Source organism: Nonomuraea purpurea, from assembly GCF_042650645.1.
Lineage (GTDB): Bacteria > Actinomycetota > Actinomycetes > Streptosporangiales > Streptosporangiaceae > Nonomuraea > Nonomuraea purpurea.
Map to the genome: position 1 here is coordinate 44,937 of NZ_JBHSBI010000033.1, position 18,173 is coordinate 63,109.

The following is an 18,173-nucleotide window of genomic DNA, read 5'->3' on the forward strand; positions in this document are numbered from 1 at the left end:
ATCGCTTCACAGTTGCCACAACCGCGTGCCGTCCAGGCCGCCGGTGGCCAGGAGCTTGCCGTCCGGGCTGAACGCCACCGACAAGACCTCGTCGGTGTGGCCGGTGAGAGGGCGGCCGATGGGGGTGCGGGTGGCCACGTCCCACAACCGCACGGTGTGGTCACTGCTGCCGGTGGCCAGGAGCTTGCCGTTCGGGCTGAACGCCACCGAGCCGACGATGCCGGTGTGGCCGGTGAGGGGGCGGCCGATGGGGGTGCGGGTGGCCACGTCCCACAACCGCACGGTGTGGTCACTGCTGCCGGTGGCCAGGATTTTCCCGTTCGGGCTGAACGCCACCGCGGCGACCCAGCCGGTGTGGCCGGCGAGGGGACGGCCGATGGGGGCGCGGGTGGCCACGTCCCACAACCGCACGTCGTCGTCATCGTCGGCGGCCAGGAGCCTGCCGTCCGGACTGAACGCCACCGAGGAGATGGAGCCCGTCAGCTTGATGCGGCCGGCGAGGGGACGGCCGATAGGGGCGCGGGTGGCCACATCCCACAACCGCACGTCGTCGTCATCGTCGGCGGCCAGGAGCCTGCCGTCTGGGCTGAACGCCACCGCGGAGATGGAGGCCACCGAGTCGACGTCGTTGGTGTGGACGGTGAGGGGGCGGCCGATGGTGGTGTTGGTGGCCACGTCCCACAACCGCACGGTGTCGTCATAGCTGCCGGTGGCCAGGAGCTTGCCGTCCGGGCTGAACGCCACCGCGGAGACACCGTCGGTGTGGCCGGTGAGGGGCGGGCCGAGGAGGGCGCGGGTGGCCACGTCCCACAACCGCACGGTGTCGTCACTGCTGCCGGTGGCCAGGATTTTGCCGTCGGGGCTGAAGGCCACCGAGTGGGCGGTGCCGTTGTGGCCGGCGAGGCGCCGGCCGAGGAGGGTGGCGGTGTCTTCCCGGGTGAAGGTGTAGTAGGCGGCCGGCAGGGCGGCGGCCAGGCCTGCGACGCCCAGCCCGGTGAGCAGGCGGCGGCGGGACAGGATCCGGTGCGGCGCGGCCGCAGGCGCGGACCGATCCCCGAGACCGGGAGAGCCGGGTGCGTAGAGGGCCGACACGCAGGGTGCCGGTTCGGTAGGTGGGAGGGTGTCAAGCCGGGCAGTCGCTGCGGACGCGGGAGGCTGGGCCGGCGAAGGCGCCTGGGTGGTGGGGGCGGCCAAGCCGGTTTCGATGGCCTGTCGCATCGCCGCGGCATCCCGGTGGCGCTGCTGGGGCTCTTTGGCCAGCGCGGTCGCCAGCACCTGGTCCCAGAAGGGGGCCAGGGCCGGGATCAGTTGTGAGGGCGGCTGCGGGGTCTTGTGCAGGTGCCCGAAAAGCACGACGGTGAGCGAGTCCCCGATGAAGGGCGGCCGACCGGTGAGCATCTCATACAGCACGCATCCGGTGGAGTACAGATCCGAGCGGGCGTCGGCGGGCTTGCCGTCGGCCTGTTCGGGCGACATGTAGGACGGGGTACCGATCCGTATTCCGGTGGCGGTCAATCGGGTGGCCGTCTCCGACAAGATCTTGGCGATCCCGAAGTCCATCACCTTCACCCGCACCCGGCCGCCGACGCGGTGGACCATGATGTTGGCGGGCTTGATATCGCGGTGCACCACCTCCCGCCCATGGCTGTGCTCCAACGCCTCCAAGACCGCCGCCACGATCCGCCCGACCTCGTTCGGGGTCGGCGGAGCCTGGCGCAGCAGATCGGCCAGTGTCCCGCCCTCCACCAGCTCCATCACCAGATACGGAACCGGCTCCCCATCCTCGGTGTCCTCTCCGATGTCGTAGACGGTCGCGATGTTGGGATGCGACAAGCCCGCCGCCGCCCGCGCCTCCCGCCGGAACCGGGCCCGGAAGTCCTCATCGCGCAGCATCTGCGCGGGCAGCACCTTGACCGCCACGATCCGCTCCAGTTCCCGGTCACGCGCCCGGTACACCACCCCCATGCCGCCCCGTCCCAACGGCTGCAGCAGCTCATACCGTTCCGACAGCACTCTCACCACAACGCCCCGATCCCTCCGCCCTCCATGTGATCAACACCAAACTACGAACAAGGCCACCTTCTGGGCGGACAAACGAACGAGCCAGTCTGTGTGGGGTCCAGCATGACGATAACCACGATCAAGAACCAGGCGAACTACCGGCTGGTATGCCCTACTTGAGATCACTACGTTATGAAGCCGATAGAGAACACACCGCTACTTTGCTGCTCACACCGTAGCTTCAGCGACCTGGCCCACGTCAGCTGTACCGGCTGCACGCACGGCTTCGCTCGGCTGCGTGCTCGCTTTCGCCGTGTGGCGCCTTTGGCCAGGGCTATCGGCGCTGCAACATCTCGCGCAAGCCGGCCGCACCGCGCCCGAACTGCAGGCCAAGAGCCGCCACCAGCACCTGGCCGGCCTCGGCCGATACGTGCGACCCAGCGAGGAGACCTCCAGCGGTCGCGGTGGGCGGCCTTGCGTCACGTCAGCCGGATCATGTCTTCGACGGGAACGACTGCCAGGTCCCGGCGAGGCCCTGCTGTCCGATGCCGGGGGCCGACCAGTCGCAGACCCCACCGCGGAAGACCTTGCGCAGCCGGCTGAGCTGGTCCGCCGTCAGCGGCGTACCGTACGTGGCGGGATCGATCGGACGGAGCCGGCACTTGACGATGTCGTTGGCCATCGAAGCGCCCGCGACGAGCCGCGGCGACGTCCACACCGGATACAGCGTCTCGCACGTGGTCGTGCCGTTGCCTGCGACCTGGGGTTCCACGATCTTCCGGGGCTCGGCGTCACGGGTCCAGCAGGCGTCCGTCAGCTCGCGCGGCTTGTTCCGCACGACCTTGTCGAGCGCGCCGCCCGGCCGGCCGTCGGCGGTGAGGGCGGTGAGCCACCGGTCCATCTGCGTCAGCGCGTCCGCCAGGACGGGGCTGGCCAGCGAGAACCCGCCGTACCTGTTGTCCTCGGCGAGCATGACCTGGTTGGCGAACGTGCCGTTCGCCTTCTGCAGCCGTTCCCGGGTCGCGAACGACTGGAAGCGCATGTGGATGTCGCCGCCCGGCAGGTCATCGGTGTAGGCGCGGTAGTCGATCATCGGCATGCGTGCCAGCCCGGCTCCCCCGTTGAGCATCCGACCGCTCCGGTACGCCGCCCGCGTCGCGACCGGGTCGGCCGACGTCCGCTCCGGCACGGGGTTGGCGTCGGCGTCGAAGCCGCCGATCCGCTCGTTGAGGTCGAGGAACTGGTCGAATGTGATCGTCTTGTCCCGCAGGGCACCGAGACCGTACTGGACTCCGGTGTTGTCCAGCGGGCGCCGGGCGAACCCGGTTCGCGGGTCCCGGCCGTAGACGTTCACGGTGTGGTCGTAGACGTCGCACCTGGCGCCGGTCGGATTGGTCTCCGGCTGGTATCGCAGCTCCGCGGGGAGCTGGGCGGGGCAGAAGATGCGAGGGTCGATCCGGCCGCCGCCGCCTGCGAGGTTCGCGATGCTCTCCCACCGTCCGAAGCCGGAGACGGCCCGCTGCTGCTCCTGGCTGAGAGCGCCGGGCGCGACCTCGCGGAAGTAGTGGTCGAGCAGGCGCGCGTCGCTGATCGTGTTGATCGTGCCGAAGCCGACGTCGGGGAAACTGCACCCCGAGACGATGCCGTCGAGCAGGCCCGGATAGTTGTCGCCGATCTGGTGCGTCTGGTACGACCCGCCCGAGCAGCCCCAACCGATCGTGAACGCCGGAACCCCGTACGCCTCGACGAAGCGCTCCTTCACCATGCTCGTCGTCTCGGCGGCCAGCAGGTCGTTGCAGTTGTTGCCGAAGACGTTGAGCGACGACGACGCCACGGCGTACCCCTGGCGCAGCATCACGTCGTCCATCACACCACCGGTGTTGCGTCCCTGGACGTACCATCCGCCGGGGCAGCCGCCGCCGAAGGTGTAGATCAGCCGGCCGTTCCAGCCGTCGGAGCGGTGCCACGGGTCAGGCGCCGGAGTGGCGGGATCGTCCAGCATCGACGTCTCGTAGATGGCCCGGTTGATGGTCCCTGTCTCGACGCGCACGATGTACGGCACACGACGGCCGGCGCTGGTCGTCGTCCAGGCGAGATCGGCCGGCCGGGGCTGGTCCGCGGGCAGCGGCGCGAACTTCCCCGCCGTGGTGCGGTACACGTGGTCGACCCGGGTCGCGACCGAGCAGTCGGCGTCGGCAGGCGGGCCGAGCTTGCTCCCGGTGACCGTCGTGAACGCCGCCGTGTCGCAGATGAACGGCTGTTCGTGCGCCCCCGCGAACACCGGGCCCGTCACCGGGTGGTCGGCGAGAACGATCCGCGCCGGCGGGAGACCACGCGCCTTCGCGGTGAGGACGTTGCGCCCGGCCCGCAGGTCCGTCACCAGCCCTTCCAGCGCGCGTCCGCCGTCCACGCTCCGGAAGCTGGAGGTCACCTCCGTCCCGTCGCGATCCACCCTTACGTCCCCGGCGCGCACTTCGCCGGGGACGTCCAAGCGGACCAGCGCGTTTCCCCCGGAGACGACCTGCGGGCGGGACGACAGCACGGTGAAGGCCAGGCCGCCGGCCTTCTCTGCGGCGTTCGCGGGAACCGGGCCCGAGATCAGGGCCACCACGGCGGCTCCGACAAGCGATAACAAAGAGACATGACGCGCAATTGATCTCATACTGGCCTGTTTACCCTTAAAACGATCTAGGTGCCAGGGCCCGTTCAAGACCTCCGATGAGCAGCTTTCCATGCGGCCCATAGGACTGGTGGACGGAACAGTCCAAGACAGCCCCGCCCCGATCATCTCCGTCACCACTACCCAGGCCAGCCCCACCAGTCCCCCAGGGGGACAGCGTCGATCTTATGTAAAAGATTCTAGACACAAAGTCTGCTCTGTTTTACATTCGATGCATGGCATCCGAAGAGAGACGCGCGTGGGTCATGCTGGTGGTCTCGGTCTGCGGCTATGGGGCGTACCTCGCGATCATCCTGAGCCGGACGCGCACCACCCCCCTCACCGAAGTGCCCTACGTGGCTCCGTTGCTGTGGTGCGTCGGCGGCGCGATCGTGGCGTCGATCCTGCTGATGATCGTGGTGAGCATGGTCGCGCCCGGCGACGTCGGCAAGAAGGACCAGCGCGACCGGGAGATCTACTGGTACGGCGAGTACGCCGGCCAGTTGTTCCTGGTCGCCGGCGCCATCGCGGCCTTCCTGATGGCGATGGCCGAGCTGGACCACTTCTGGATCGCCAACACGCTCTACCTGGCGTTCGTCCTGCAGGCCGTGCTCAGCTCGATCGTCAAGATCGTCTCCTACCGGCGGGGCATCCCGTCATGGTGAAGTCCACGAAGGTCACGAACTCGATTCGCGCACGGCGAGATGGCACAGGCGCATCTGGCCGACCGGGTCGGGGTGACCAGGCAGACCATCATCGCCATCGAGCAGGGCCGCTACTCACCGCCCCTCGAAATGGCTTTTCAGATCGCGCACGTGTTCGGCGTGCCACTCGACGACGTGTTCCAGTATCCACACGGTGAACAGGAGAAATGACGTGAAAGCCATCATTCGCGACGCGTACGGTCCGGCCGATGTCCTGCGGCTGGGAGAGGTGAAGAAACCGGTGCCCGGCGATGACGACGTGTTGTTACGCGTCCACGCGGCCGGCGTCGACATGGGCGTCTGGCATCTCCTGGAGGGGGTGCCGTACCTCATGCGCCCCGCCATCGGCTTCCGCAAGCCCAAAAATCCCCTGATCGGCAACGACATCGCGGGGAAGGTCGAGGCGGTCGGCGCCAACGTCACCAGGTTCAAGCCCGGCGACCGCGTGTTCGGCACGTGCGACGCCGCCTTCGCCGAGTTCGTGCGCACGCCGCAGGACAGGCTCGCCGCGGTGCCGGAGAACCTCATGTTCGAGCAGGCAGCGGCGCTGCCGACGTCCGGGATGACCGCGCTGACGGCGCTGCGTGACGCGGGGAAGGTACGTCCCGGGCAGCGGGTGCTGGTCATCGGCGCCGGTGGGGGCGTGGGGACGTTCGCGGTTCAGCTGGCCAAGGCCTTCGGCGCGGAAGTCACCGGCGTGTGCAGCACGTCCAAGGTGGAACTCGTCCGGTCGATCGGCGCGGACGACATCGTGGACTATACGGTCGAGGATTTCGCGGACGGCAAGCGCCGCTACGACCTCATCATCGACATGGCTAGCAACCGCTCGCTGACCCACTTGCGGCGGGCACTCACCCCGCGCGGTACGTTCGTCATCGTCGGCGGGGAGGAGGGCGGCCGGTGGCTGGCGGGAATGGACCGGCAGCTCCGTGCGGTCCTGCTGGGCCCGTTCGTCCGCTACCAGCCGCGGGTCGTCTTCGCCTTCCCCAAGCTGGAGCTGCTTGAGACGCTGGCCGGGCTCGCGGAGCAGGGCAAGATCACGCCGGTGATAAGCAAGACGTTCCCGTTGAGGGAGACACCCGAAGCCGTCCGCGAGCTCGCGAAGGGCCACACGCGCGGCAAGATGGTCATCACCATGTGACGGCGTCAGGCTCGTGATCCCCGGGCTGCGGTCAGGAGACGGGCGCGTTCCCGTCGGCGAAGGTACTGTTGCGGAGCTCGATCGGCAGATCGCCGCTTGCCCCTTCAGAGGAAAACGCGAGCAACATCAAGCCACTTCTGCGCGTCCTTGCCGACCGCCGTGAGGTCAGTCTCGGCTCGGGACCTGCGTTGGGTGGCTCGAAGGCAGAAGTCGAGGGCACTGCCCTGAACCCGTTGCATGGCATCTTCCGGGCCCCATACCCAGGTTTGGCCATCGGGACCAGTCAGCTCGACACGGAACGGCTCTGGCGGAACAGGCAACTGGGCTGCATGGAACGACAGCTCTCGTCCTGCCACCCCCAACGAGGCCACATGCCGGAGCCGCCCCGTCGGAGGGTGCGAGACACCCAGTGCATCGAAAATGTCCTGCCCGTGAGCCCACGTTTCCATCAGGCGAAGCGGCACCATGAGCGCCGCGGTCAACTGCGAGCCGTACCACGGAAACCCATGGTCCAGCGGAACGTCACGTAGCGCTGCTGCCACTTCGGCTCGGCCGGCGCGCCATTGCTCCAGCAGTGCTGATCGCGGCTTGGCTGCTCCCGCGGCGGCGTCGAGATCGGCGTACTGGCTGCCTGCGGCTTCGGCCTGCTTCAGCACAGCGTCGAACGCGTCCGGGGTCCGTATGGCGATGAGGACGTTCGCGTCAGCTGCAGCTAGATGAGCGATCTGGTGAGCGATCGTCCACCCCGCTGCCGGCGTGGGCTTGGACCAGTCACTCTGCGCTGATACCAGGGCGTCAAGCTCATCTCCTTCAGCCACCAAGTCGGGCAGAGCAAGGTCGCGCTCTACACCGGACATATCTAGGCCGTAGTCCAGCATCGATGTCACCTTCACGCATTGACGGCAAGAGGCTTGTCCCGTTCGGACGGGTGAAGTTGATCTAGTGCGGTCAGGTTACCTGAGGTTGATTTCAGCTCGGCCCTGGAGCGCCACGTGCGCGGCATGAACCAACAGCCCGCAACATCTTCGAGGTTTTCCGCGTCCGACTGACTATGACCTCACTTACCGAGCACACGAGCCGCCCAAGAGCCCGCCGATACGGAGCCTGGGCCGGCGCCGCCTCCCTGGCCACCTGCCTGACGGTCGTCCTCGGCGGAGGTGTCGCCAACGCGGCCACCGTGGACAGTGCAGCGGCACAGGCCACCGCCACCACCGCGGTCGACCGGGTCGACTGGGCGTCCGTAGTGGAGCCGGCTCTGAACTGCCCCAAACCGGGGCCGCACGCCGCTTGGTACGTCGTGCGCGCCCGCGTAGCGGCCGTCGGCGACCTTACCCGTGACGGCAGGCGTGAGACCGTCGTCGTGTCGTCGTGCCCGAGCTCGACGTCGAGCAATCCCTTGATCGCCTTTGTCTACGACGGAGCCTCCAAGCCCTCGGCTCCGCGCTTGCTCGGGAAACTCGGCAAGAACCGCTACTTCAAATCCCTGAAGGTCGCGGTCCGGGGCGGGCGTGTGCACCTGAACGGCAAGGCGCTCAGCGACCAAGCCCCCAGATGCTGTCCAGACCTGATCGTCAGCGAAACCTACAGGTGGGACGGCACGCAGTTCCGCAGGACGGCGGAAAAGGCGAACCGCATCACGTGACCACTCGACCTGGCCCGCAACCTCCACAAGCCCATCTCAGGGACCGGTCGCATCAGGTCCGAACGTCAACCCGACTTTCCAGGACCCGCCGACAACGTCAGCGGCAAGGTGTCGCACAGGGCAGTGCGCGACACCTGCCCGCAGCCGTTCCTGCTGGCGCGCTTGACGGGGGCGGGGGCTTGCGTCCCATTCGGAGGCCGGGTGACCTGCGCCAGTAAGGGGCCGTCGGAGCCGATCCGCGCCCTTGAGACCTCGGCGGCGCAGAACCTGCGCCGCCATCGAGTTGAGTGCGGGGTGGGGCGCACGCTGGCGTAGGGGGCGTTGATCTGCCAGGTGGCGCCGGCGGCGCAAACCTCCGCGAGCCGCTCCAGCGGATTGGCGGGCTGAGAAGTCGGCTGGCCGGCGGGAGCAGAAACCCGGAGCCCTGTCATGGACGGTGCGCGTTGCGCAGGTGAGTGGTGAGCTGGGTGATGGCGTCTTCGGCGGTGGGGACCGGGCCGAACAGCTGTGCCTGGCGCCGGGTGTCGGCGACGTAGCGGCCGCTGTCGAACCAGCCGGACATGGCCGCCATGTCCTTGACCATCGGCAGGAGGGAACCGGCCAGGGCGCCCGCGCCGCGGGTGATGGCGGAGGGCACGGCCCGCACTTTGATCGTCTTTCCGGCCGCATGGCCGAGGAGAGCGGCCACCTCACGCACGCTGACCGGTCGGTCCCAGCCGATGTCGATGCGCTCTCCGCGTTTGACGTCGGCGTCGACCGCGGCCGCCAGGTAGGCGGCCAGGTCGGAGGTGAGGACGAACGTCAGCGGCACGCTGGTCTTGCCCATCCACATCAGGCGGCCCTTGTCCAGGGCGTTGCCGCCCATGGTGGCGATCTGGTCGAGGAAGGCGCCGGGGCGTAGCGCGACGAACGGGACGCCGAGCAGTTCGAGCTTGTCCTCGGCGAGTTTCTTGTGCCAGAAGTGCGTGACGCCGGGGGTCTGGTCGCTGGTGAGGATGCTGGTCAGAACGAAGCGCCGCACACCGGCGCGGGCGGCGGCTTCGGCCAGGTTGGCGTTGCCGAGGGTGTCGATGGCGTGCGCGTTCTTGCCGCCGCGGGTGTAGCCGGCGGCGGTGGTGATGACGGCATCGGCGCCGGTCATGGCGGCCACCAGTGAGCCGAGGTCGAGCATGTCGCCGCGGGCGATCTCGACGCCGCGGTTCTGGAGCGTGCCGGCGTCGGTGGCGGGGCGGACCAGGGCACGGACGTTCTTGCCGCGTTTGAGCAGTTCGTCGACGACCTGTCCGCCGAGGGAGCCGGTCGCGCCGACGACGAGGACCGGGGATGTGCCGGCGTGGGGCGTGCTCATGGGTGTTCTCGCTTCCCGAAGGGGGTCGGTGGTGGGGGCGCCGCCTGCGCCATGGACTCGGAAGGGCCGGAACGCTCGCGGGTCGGCCGCTGCGCGGGCACGACATGCCCGGGCGAACGCCGCGCTCCGGTCAGCGGGCTACTGGTCGGCAAACTCCTGCGGGTCGCCGGCCCGCAGGAGTTTGCCGAGGTCGAAGGTGACCCGGACGCGGGTGATGCGGCCGTCTTCGATCTGCAGCCAACTGGCCACGGGAAACGGTTCGCTGCCGTCGCGGGGGTGCAGGTCGAACCACGTCATGACGTCGCCGCCGTCGACCCACCGCTTGTGGAAGACCAGTTCGCCGGTGATGGCGAAGATCCGGCCCAGAGAGACCTGGTACTGGGCGGCACCGTCGATCTGGCCCAGGGGCCCGTTGACGCGGACGTCGTGGGCGAGCACGTCGGCCAGCTGGGACGGCTGGTTGGCCTGCCAGGCGTCGAAGTAGGCGTCGGCGACGGCCGTGTTGCCGGTGTCGTGGGTGGCGTTCATGGGTGTGCTGTCCTTTCCTCAGATGCTCGGCGGGGCCGCCGAGCAAGCTGGTGGTGCACCCGGGCACCGGCGCGGACGAAGGCGTGCAGGCGCCCGGTGTCATGAGCTGAGGGCGTGCCGGTCAGGCGGTGGCGTGCTGTGGGGCGCGCAGGGGCGCGAGGGCTTGGCTCCAGGCGATGACCTGGTCGAGCATGGTGTCGAAGGCGGGCAGGTTGTAGTCGCCCGGCTTGAAGGTGCGGTAGTTCTCGAACTCGGTGGCGAACGGCAGGACGACCTGGGCGCGCACGTCGGCCATCATCAGCTCGCCGGCCATCACGCGCAGGTGCTCCACGGCGCGGACGCCACCGTGGGCACCGTAGGAGATGAACCCGATGGCCTTGTTGTTCCACTCGGCGAACAGGTAGTCCAGCGCGTTCTTCAGCACGCCGCTGGTGCTGTGGTTGTACTCCGGAGTGATGACGACGAACCCGTCGAAGGAGGCCACCTTCTCGGCCCAGCGGCGGGTGTGCTCGCCGGCGTACTGCCCGAACGACGGCGGCATGCCCTCATCCAGGTGGGGCAGCGGGAAGTCGCGCAGGTCGACGAGCTCGAACTCGGCGTCCTCGCGCTTGGCGGCCAGCTCGAACGCCCAGCGTGCCACCTGCTCGCCGGCTCGGTTCGGGCGGGTGCTTCCCAAGATCATGCCGATGCGGGTCACGGTCTGTTTCTCCTGACAGGTTGAAGAAGGGGATGGGTGGATCGGACGGGGGGATGGCTACGCGCCGGGTTCGGGCGCGGGGGTGTGGACGGTGCGCCGGACCTTGACCTCGCGGTCGTGGGTGAACGGCAGCCCCTCCAGGTTGAAGCTCCACGACAGCGTGGGCGTGATCCGCATGTAGGCGGCCGGCCCGAACTGGCCCTCGCGCTGCACGAGCTCGGCCTCGCCGTAGAGGCGCAGGTAGCGCGGCGTCCACGGGTCGGTCGACGGCAGGTCGTCGATGACCAGCGCGACCTTGGTGTTGCCGGCCCGCACGTTGCGGAACTTGCGGGTCCTGGCCGGGTCGATGCCGCCCACGTACAGATACGTACCGTCGAACTCGAAGCCCACCGGCACCGCGTCCGGCTGGCCGTCGGCACCCACGGTGGCGATGCGGGCCAGCCGCTGGGAGCGCAGGTAGGCGATCTCTTCGTCGCTGAAGGACACGTCCTGACCTCCTTGGTCGAATACGTAAACGGAGCGTACTATACGCGACATTAACTATATGCACCCTGTACGATGAGCTCGTGACAAAAACGGGGCAATCGAGCGCGGCGACGGACTCGGGGGCAGGGCTCGGCTGCGCAGGCGACGGCGTGCAGGCCGGCCTGGATGCCGCCCAGATGGACGCCGCCACCGGCCTGGTCCAGCTCACCGCCCTGGTGCAGGGCCTCTACGCCCGCGTCTCGGAACGCCATGGCCTGACCCCGGTACAGGCCAAGCTCTTGTGCGTCCTGCTCGACGGTCCCCGCGGCATGGCCGACCTCGCCCACTGCTTCGGCGTGGAGAAGGCGGCACTGACCGGCCTGATGGACCGGGCCGAGCGGCGCGGGCTGGCCCGGCGCTCACCGGTGCCGGGCGATCGGCGTGCCCTGCAGGTGACCCTGACCGACGCCGGCCACGAAGCGGCGACCGCCTTCCATGCCGAGGTGAGCGCCGAGCTCAGCCACCTCATCACGCCGCTCGCCGACGACGACCGTGAGCAGTTCCGCACGACGATGGCCCAGATCATCACCCACTGCCGGGCATCGGCCTCAAACCGTCGCTGACTCTCGCGCCCGGGGTCAGGCCGCGCCTCTCCCCTGACCGCTGGAATTCGGTGTTTCACAGGCTCGCCCCGCTGACGGCACCCGGACGTCCCGATCGGATACGCCCGCGCCTCGACGGTGCGCGCTCCATCCGCGTTGCGTTACGGGCACGCTCCAAAACATCGGAGGTATGAGTGGGCTCGCGCGGTGTCCGCGCAGGTAGCCATCAGATCTGTGCAATTACTTCGCTTATTTGAGTAAATTTGCTGGATTTTGCGCGGCCAGGCGGCGATCGAGCCTATTGACCTATGAATACATCCAACGTTAACTACGCCTGACAGCCCGAAATCGGGAGTTGTGCGGAGGAACAGCATGTTAAAGAAGCTGTTAGGCTCACTGCCTCCGTTGACGCTCGCCGCCGGTCTCCTGACCGCGGGTGTGGCTTCGCCCACTCTCGCCTCGACGACCGACGCGGCCTTCGACCAGGCGGCCGGCGTGCTCAACGTGGACTACCAGGGATACCTGTCCAAGCACGACATCGTGTACAACCGGCCCAACACCAATCCGCTCCACGGCCTGACCGTGGGCAACGGCCGCACGGGCGCCATGGTCTGGAACCAGAACGGGCTGACGATGCAGGTGTCGGGCGTCGACCTGTCACAGCAGTCCGCGTTCGCGGCGGGCCTGGTGAACCTGTACTCCAATCCCGGCATGGACACGGGCTACTCGACCTACCAGCAGCGCCTGTCGCTCTACGACGGGACTCTGACCACCAAGTACGACTCCAACCGGACCGTCACCATCCTCGGAGCGCCCAACTCCGAGGTGATGGGCATCCACGTCGACGACACCCGCGGCGGGGTCTCCAGCGTGGCCCTGGACCTCAGCATGTGGGACCCGGCGGGCCTCACGAACAGCGGCGACGTGCCGGATCTCAACACGTGGAAGACGATCTCCACCTACGCCGACGCCGCGAGTGCCGGGCTGAGCCGGGGGCAGAGCGACGCCAACGGCTTCGGCTACACCCTGGCCGCCACCGTGGAGGGCGCGGGGTTCACCACCCAGGTCGTGGACGGCAGGAAGGTGCGGCTGAACATCACGCCCACCTCGAGCTACACGATCTGGATCACCGCGTCCAGCAGGATCAACGCGCCCAACCGCGATTCGCTGTCCCAGGCTCGCAACCAGCTCTCCTCGGTCAAGGGCACCGGGTACGCCGCCACGTACACCAGCTACCGCAACTGGTGGCACTCCTTCTGGGGCAGGTCGTTCGTCCAGTACGCCAATGGTTCCGGCGACGCGGACTACATGGAGAACGTCTACTACCTCAGCACGTACATGATCGCTGCCGGAGGCTACGGCAACTACCCGCTCCACTTCATCAACGGGGTCTTCCGCGCGACCCAGGACACCACCAAGTGGAGCAACGCCTACTGGTACTGGAACCAGCGCGACGTCTACAACTCCTTCCTGGCCTCCAATCACAGCGACCTGATGGACGGTTTCAACAAGCTCTACAGTCGCAACTACACCGCGCTGAAGGCGTACACGCAGACCAGGTACGGCGTGGACGGGCTGTGGGTGCCGGAGACCATGGGCTGGGACGGCAACGCGCGCGGCACGGTCGGCAGCGACTACACCAAGAACATCCTGTCGACCGGCTACGAGGCCGCGTACAACATGTACCTCCGTTACCGGTACACCAACGACCTGACCTACCTGCGCGACGTCGCCTATCCGTACATGCGTGAGACGGCGAAGTTCTACTCGGCCATGTTGTCCCACGACAGCGCCACCAACACCTTCTACATGGCCAACTCCAACTCCCACGAGACCTATTGGAACGTCCGCAACGCCATCACCGACCTGGCCGCCGTGCGCAGCATCTTCCCGCTGACCATCCAGGTCAGCCAGCAGCTCGGCCTGGACGGCGGCCTGCGTTCGGGCTGGCAGAACGTGCTGGACCACCTGGCGCCCTACCCGGTCGCCAACGGCGCCTACCAGCCGCACCAGCCGCCGATCGCGCAGACGAGGAACAACGAGAACGTCTCGGCCGAGCTGATCTGGCCCTACGACATCACCGGCATCGGATACCCCGATTACCAGACCGCGGTCAACACGTGGAACCAGCGGCCCTTCCCCTACGGCAACGTATGGTCCAACGACGCGGTGCAGGCGGCCCGGCTCGGCCTCGGCGACCAGACGTACCAGGGCATGAAGACCATGCTGCAGAAGTACCAGAACTACCCCAACGGCATGACGAACAACACCAATGGCGTCTTCGAGTATCTCGGCGTCCACCTGTCCGCGATGAACGAAGCACTCATGCAGAGCTACAACGACAAGATCAGGGTGTTTCCCGCAGTGCCCGGCGACTCATCCTTTGTCGGGAAATTCACCCTGCTGGCGAAGGACGGCTTCCACGTCAGCTCGGAACGCGAGGCCGGCGAGATCAAGTACGTCGGGCTCAAGAGCCTGTACGGCAAGCAGGCCACAGTGATCAACCCCTGGGGCACCCAGCAGGTACGCGTGCGCAGGACCTCCGACAACGCCATCCTGGCCACCGCCTCCAGCGCGGAGATCTCCTTCGCCACCACGGCGAACACCGTCTACGTCGTGGAACGCACGGCCAAGCCGCTCACCTCCTACTCCTCGGCACGGCTGACCGGTACGGCGAACCAGCGCGCCAAAACGTTGAGCGGCACCAGCTCAGCCCTCGGCCTCGGCTCGACGCCGGACCCGATGGTGAACGACACCGAGCTCACCTACGACGCCAACTGGTACCACACGACCGGCCGGGGCTACGGCGACTACAACGACGACACCCACCACAGCAACACCGTCGGCGCCGCCGCCCAGTACACCTTCACCGGGACCGGCATCGAATACCTCTCCGAGCGCAACGGCGACATGGGCAACGTGGACGTCTACCTCGATGACGTCTTCCAGACGAACGTGAACCTGTACGTCTCAGGCGCCAGGCAGGCGCAGCAGGTCGTGTTCGGCAAGACCGGGCTGCCCAGCGGCCGGCACACGATCAGGATCGTCAACAAGAGCACCGCCGTCGGCATGGTCGACGCCCTGCGCATCCTCACGAGTACCCCAGCGGTCAGCCTGCGCTCCAGAGCCAACAACCTGTACGTCACCGCCGCCCCCGGCACGCCCCTGATCGCGAACAAGACCAGCGCGGGGACGGGCGAACAGTTCGAGCGCGTCGACCTGGGCAACGGCAATGTCGCGCTGCGGGCCAGGAGCAACAACCAGTTCGTGACCGCGGAGAACGCCGGCGCCGAGGCCCTGATCGCCAACCGCCCCTCGGCAGGACCCTGGGAGACCTTCCAGCTCATCAACAACCCGGACGGCACCGTCAGCCTCAAGGCCCAGGTCAACGGCAAGTACGTGTGCGCGGAGGGCGGCGGATCACAGCCGCTGATCGCCAACCGCACGGCCATCGGCCCCTGGGAACAGTTCGACATCGTCACCACCTGATCACCTCAACAACGCTGCCGTCCGACGGTCCAGAACCTGAGGCGAAACAGCTCTTCTTGACTCCCACCCCCCAAGTCAGGGAGGAAGCCCCATGGCGACACGTCTGCTCACGGCCTTACTTCTGGCGCTCCCCGGCACCATCACGATCATCACGGCGGCCGCCATCCCGCCGGCCGACTACCAGCAGGTCCAGTTGGCCACCGGTCCCGCGGAAATCGGCGAGGCGATGTCCCTGGCCGTCCTGCCGGACCGGGGCGTGCTGCACACGGCCCGCGACGGCACGGTCCGGCACACCGACCCGGCAGGCAACACGAAGATCGCCGGCAAGCTGGACGTCTACACCCACGACGAGGAGGGCCTGCAGGGCATCGCCGCGGACCCCGCCTTCGCCACGAACCGCTTCGTCTACCTCTACTACTCCCCCAAGCTCGGCACCCCCGCGGGCGACGCCCCCGCCACGGGCACGGCCGCCGACTTCGAGCCCTGGAAGGGCCATCTCAACCTCTCCAGGTTCACCGTGAAAGCGGACAACACACTGGACCTGACCAGTGAGAAGGTCGTCCTCGAGGTGCCGAACGACCGGGGCCAGTGCTGCCACGTCGGCGGCGACATCGACTTCGACAGCGCGGGCAACCTGTACCTGACGACGGGCGACGACACGAACCCGTTCGAGTCCAGCGGCTACTCCCCGCTCGACGAGCGCACCAGCCGTAATCCGCAGTTCGACGCGCAGCGATCGAGCGGGAACACCAACGACCTGCGCGGCAAGCTCCTGCGCATCAAGCCGCAGGCGAACGGCACGTACACGATCCCGCCGGGCAACCTCTTCCCGCCGAACACAGCCGGCACCAGGCCGGAGATCTACGCGATGGGGTTCCGCAACCCGTTCAGAATGTCGGTCGACCGGCCCACCGGCGTGGTCTACCTCGGCGACTACGGCCCCGACGCGGGCACCACCGACCCGAACAGGGGCCCGAGCGGGCAGGTCGAGTTCAACCGGATCACCGCGCCGGGCAACTACGGCTGGCCGTACTGCACCGGGACGAACACCGCCACCGAGACCTACAACGAGTACACCTTCCCCAGCGGCCCGTCGGCCGCCAGGTACGACTGCGCCGGCGGCCCCGTCAACAACTCCTTCCGCAACACCGGCCTGGGCACCCTCCCGCCCGCCAAGCCGAGCTGGATCAGGTACGCGGGCGACGCCGGCTCTCCGCCGGAGTTCGGCAGCGGGTCGGAGTCGCCGATGGGCGGCGAGGTCTACCGCTACGACGCCGCGCTGAACTCGCCGGTCAAGTTCCCCGCCGCGTTGAACGGCCGCTACTTCGCCGCCGAGTTCGGCCGCAGATGGATCAAGGCCATCGAGGTCAGGACAGACGGCTCACCCGGCGTGATCGAGGCGTTCCCGTGGACGGGCACCCAGATCATCGACACCGACTTCGGCCCCGACGGCGCGCTCTACGTCCTCGACTACGGCACCGGAGCGGGCGACCAGGCGCTCTACCGGATCGAGTACATCGGCGGCACCAACCGCAACCCGATCGCCAAGGCCGCCGCCGACAGGACCTCCGGCCCGGCGCCGCTGAGCGTGGCGTTCTCCTCGGCGGGCAGTTCCGACCCCGAGGGTGGCGCGCTGACGTACTCGTGGAGCTTCGGCGACGGGACCACGTCCACCCAGCCCAACCCGTCGCACACCTACGCGGCGAACGGCACCTACACGCCCACGCTCACGGTCAGGGACCCGCAGGGGCTGACGGGCACGGCCAGCCTGGTGGTGACGGTCGGCAACACGGCCCCGTCGGTCACTTTCACCCAGCCCGCGCAGGGGCGGTTGTTCTCCTTCGGTGACACCGTGCCGTTCGCGGTCACGGTCACCGACCCCGAGGACGGGACGATCGACTGCGCCAAGGTCAAGGTGACGTACCTGCTCGGGCACGACAGCCACAACCACGCGATCACGTCGAACACCGGCTGCACGGGCTCGATCGCGGTGCCGGTGGACGGCGAGCACGACAGTGCCGCCAACATCTACGGCGTCTTCGACGCCGAGTACACCGACAAGGGCGGCCTGACCACGCACAGCACCCGCACGTTGCAGCCCAGGCATCGGCAGGCCGAGCACTTCGGCGCGCAGTCGGGCATCCAGACCGCCGACCATGGTGGCGCGGAGGGCGGCAAGACGGTCGGGTTCACCGACAACGGCGACTGGATCTCCTTCCAGCCGTACGCGCTCGGCGACGCCACCAGGGTCACCGCCCGCGTCTCCTCCGGCGGCCCCGGCGGCACGATCGAGGTGCGGGCCGGATCGGCCACCGGCACCCTGCTCGGCACCATGACCGTGGCCAACACCGGCGGCTGGGACACCTTCACCGACGTCTCGGCGAACCTCGCCGGCGCGCCTTCCGGCACCACCACCCTCTTCCTGGTGTTCAAGGGCGTCAGCGGCCAGGGAAACCTGCTCGACCTGGACGCCTTCACCTTCGAGACGGCGGTGGAGGCCGAGGCGTACACGTCCAACTCGGGCGTACAGCCGGCCGACCATGCGACGGCCAGCGGCGGCAGGACGGTGGGCTACATCAACAACGGCGACTGGGCCGGGTACGCGCAGGTCAGCGTGGCCGGCGCCAAGACCTTCAGCGCCCGGGTGTCCTCGGCCGGGTCGGGCGGCGCCATCCAGGTCCGCGCGGGCTCGGCCACCGGCACCCTGCTCGGCACCGTCACGGTCCCGGTCACCGGCGGCTGGGAGACCTTCCAGACCGTCTCCACCACCCTGACGGGCACCGCGACCGGCCCGCTGTTCCTGGTGTTCACCGGCAGCGGCACGGGTTACCTGTTCGACGTCGACACCTTCACCCTCACGAGGTAGGCACCGGTATGCGTTATCTCATTGGAATCGT

15 protein-coding genes are annotated in these 18,173 nt (G+C 68.1%); 7 read left to right on the forward strand and 8 right to left on the reverse strand.

Annotated elements, in window-relative coordinates; all coding sequences use genetic code 11:
* Positions 1–6: 6 nt before the first annotated feature.
* Both ACFOY2_RS43845 and ACFOY2_RS43850 read right to left on the reverse strand, forming a co-directional pair.
* Positions 7–2,022, reverse strand: a complete 2,016-nt coding sequence (locus ACFOY2_RS43845; RefSeq protein ID WP_379534069.1) for a protein kinase domain-containing protein — start codon at positions 2,020–2,022, stop codon at positions 7–9.
* A gap of 472 nt (positions 2,023–2,494) precedes the next feature.
* Positions 2,495–4,612 carry a DUF6351 family protein gene (locus ACFOY2_RS43850; protein WP_379534070.1) on the reverse strand — a complete coding sequence of 706 codons (2,118 nt, stop codon included), beginning with the start codon at positions 4,610–4,612 and terminating at the stop codon, positions 2,495–2,497.
* 284 nt (positions 4,613–4,896) lie between these two features.
* Between ACFOY2_RS43850 and ACFOY2_RS43855 the strand changes: the two genes are divergently transcribed.
* The 3 genes from ACFOY2_RS43855 to ACFOY2_RS43865 are packed head-to-tail and all read left to right on the forward strand — an operon-like array spanning position 4,897 to position 6,505.
* Positions 4,897–5,325 (forward strand): hypothetical protein, encoded by a 429-nt coding sequence (locus ACFOY2_RS43855; protein WP_379534071.1) that lies wholly within the window; start codon positions 4,897–4,899, stop codon positions 5,323–5,325.
* Between the two features lie 39 nt (positions 5,326–5,364).
* The gene (locus tag ACFOY2_RS43860) at positions 5,365–5,535 is read left to right on the forward strand and encodes a helix-turn-helix transcriptional regulator (protein ID WP_449290158.1); all 171 of its coding nucleotides are present in this window, start codon (positions 5,365–5,367) and stop codon (positions 5,533–5,535) included.
* Between the two features lies 1 nt (position 5,536).
* Positions 5,537–6,505 (forward strand): NAD(P)-dependent alcohol dehydrogenase, encoded by a 969-nt coding sequence (locus tag ACFOY2_RS43865; RefSeq protein WP_379534072.1) that lies wholly within the window; start codon positions 5,537–5,539, stop codon positions 6,503–6,505.
* Between the two features lie 104 nt (positions 6,506–6,609).
* Here the strand turns inward: ACFOY2_RS43865 and ACFOY2_RS43870 are convergent, their stop codons facing one another.
* Complete coding sequence (locus tag ACFOY2_RS43870; RefSeq protein WP_379534073.1) at positions 6,610–7,383, reverse strand: TIGR03084 family metal-binding protein; 774 nt, start codon at positions 7,381–7,383, stop codon at positions 6,610–6,612.
* A 173-nt stretch (positions 7,384–7,556) separates the two neighbouring features.
* Between ACFOY2_RS43870 and ACFOY2_RS43875 the strand changes: the two genes are divergently transcribed.
* Complete coding sequence (locus tag ACFOY2_RS43875) at positions 7,557–8,147, forward strand: hypothetical protein (RefSeq protein ID WP_379534074.1); 591 nt, start codon at positions 7,557–7,559, stop codon at positions 8,145–8,147.
* 65 nt (positions 8,148–8,212) lie between these two features.
* Here the strand turns inward: ACFOY2_RS43875 and ACFOY2_RS43880 are convergent, their stop codons facing one another.
* The 5 genes from ACFOY2_RS43880 to ACFOY2_RS43900 form a co-directional block, all read right to left on the reverse strand.
* Positions 8,213–8,578 (reverse strand): hypothetical protein, encoded by a 366-nt coding sequence (locus ACFOY2_RS43880; protein WP_379534075.1) that lies wholly within the window; start codon positions 8,576–8,578, stop codon positions 8,213–8,215.
* Entirely contained in the window at positions 8,575–9,495 is a 921-nt protein-coding gene (locus tag ACFOY2_RS43885; RefSeq protein ID WP_379534076.1) for an NmrA family NAD(P)-binding protein, read from the reverse strand. Before ACFOY2_RS43885 ends, ACFOY2_RS43880 begins: the two co-directional genes overlap by 4 nt.
* Before the next feature lie 138 nt (positions 9,496–9,633).
* The gene (locus ACFOY2_RS43890) at positions 9,634–10,023 is read right to left on the reverse strand and encodes a nuclear transport factor 2 family protein (RefSeq protein WP_379534077.1); all 390 of its coding nucleotides are present in this window, start codon (positions 10,021–10,023) and stop codon (positions 9,634–9,636) included.
* A 121-nt stretch (positions 10,024–10,144) separates the two neighbouring features.
* Positions 10,145–10,720 (reverse strand): NADPH-dependent FMN reductase, encoded by a 576-nt coding sequence (locus ACFOY2_RS43895; RefSeq protein ID WP_379534078.1) that lies wholly within the window; start codon positions 10,718–10,720, stop codon positions 10,145–10,147.
* A 57-nt stretch (positions 10,721–10,777) separates the two neighbouring features.
* Positions 10,778–11,206: a PPOX class F420-dependent oxidoreductase gene (locus ACFOY2_RS43900; protein ID WP_379534079.1), complete on the reverse strand. Its 429-nt coding sequence runs from the start codon at positions 11,204–11,206 to the stop codon at positions 10,778–10,780.
* Between the two features lie 80 nt (positions 11,207–11,286).
* On the opposite strand from ACFOY2_RS43900, the gene ACFOY2_RS43905 reads away from it, so the two are divergent.
* The 3 genes from ACFOY2_RS43905 to ACFOY2_RS43915 all read left to right on the forward strand — a co-directional run bounded on the left by ACFOY2_RS43905 (position 11,287) and on the right by ACFOY2_RS43915 (position 18,142).
* Positions 11,287–11,808 carry a MarR family winged helix-turn-helix transcriptional regulator gene (locus ACFOY2_RS43905; protein ID WP_379534080.1) on the forward strand — a complete coding sequence of 174 codons (522 nt, stop codon included), beginning with the start codon at positions 11,287–11,289 and terminating at the stop codon, positions 11,806–11,808.
* A 351-nt stretch (positions 11,809–12,159) separates the two neighbouring features.
* On the forward strand, positions 12,160–15,276 hold the full coding sequence (locus tag ACFOY2_RS43910; RefSeq protein ID WP_379534081.1) for a fascin domain-containing protein: 3,117 nt from the start codon (positions 12,160–12,162) through the stop codon (positions 15,274–15,276).
* A 91-nt stretch (positions 15,277–15,367) separates the two neighbouring features.
* The gene (locus ACFOY2_RS43915) at positions 15,368–18,142 is read left to right on the forward strand and encodes a carbohydrate-binding protein (RefSeq protein ID WP_379534082.1); all 2,775 of its coding nucleotides are present in this window, start codon (positions 15,368–15,370) and stop codon (positions 18,140–18,142) included.
* Positions 18,143–18,173 lie beyond the last annotated feature (31 nt).

Bases quoted from the DNA above. Each gene is read 5' to 3' on its own strand.
- ACFOY2_RS43915 (WP_379534082.1), top strand. From the start codon at position 15,368: ATGGCGACACGTCTGCTCACGGCCTTACTTCTGGCGCTCCCCGGCACC.
- ACFOY2_RS43890 (WP_379534077.1), bottom strand. From the start codon at position 10,023: ATGAACGCCACCCACGACACCGGCAACACGGCCGTCGCCGACGCCTAC.
- ACFOY2_RS43910 (WP_379534081.1), top strand. From the start codon at position 12,160: ATGTTAAAGAAGCTGTTAGGCTCACTGCCTCCGTTGACGCTCGCCGCC.
- ACFOY2_RS43875 (WP_379534074.1), top strand. From the start codon at position 7,557: ATGACCTCACTTACCGAGCACACGAGCCGCCCAAGAGCCCGCCGATAC.
- ACFOY2_RS43860 (WP_449290158.1), top strand. From the start codon at position 5,365: ATGGCACAGGCGCATCTGGCCGACCGGGTCGGGGTGACCAGGCAGACC.
- ACFOY2_RS43855 (WP_379534071.1), top strand. From the start codon at position 4,897: ATGGCATCCGAAGAGAGACGCGCGTGGGTCATGCTGGTGGTCTCGGTC.
- ACFOY2_RS43880 (WP_379534075.1), bottom strand. From the start codon at position 8,578: ATGACAGGGCTCCGGGTTTCTGCTCCCGCCGGCCAGCCGACTTCTCAG.
- ACFOY2_RS43885 (WP_379534076.1), bottom strand. From the start codon at position 9,495: ATGAGCACGCCCCACGCCGGCACATCCCCGGTCCTCGTCGTCGGCGCG.
- ACFOY2_RS43870 (WP_379534073.1), bottom strand. From the start codon at position 7,383: ATGCTGGACTACGGCCTAGATATGTCCGGTGTAGAGCGCGACCTTGCT.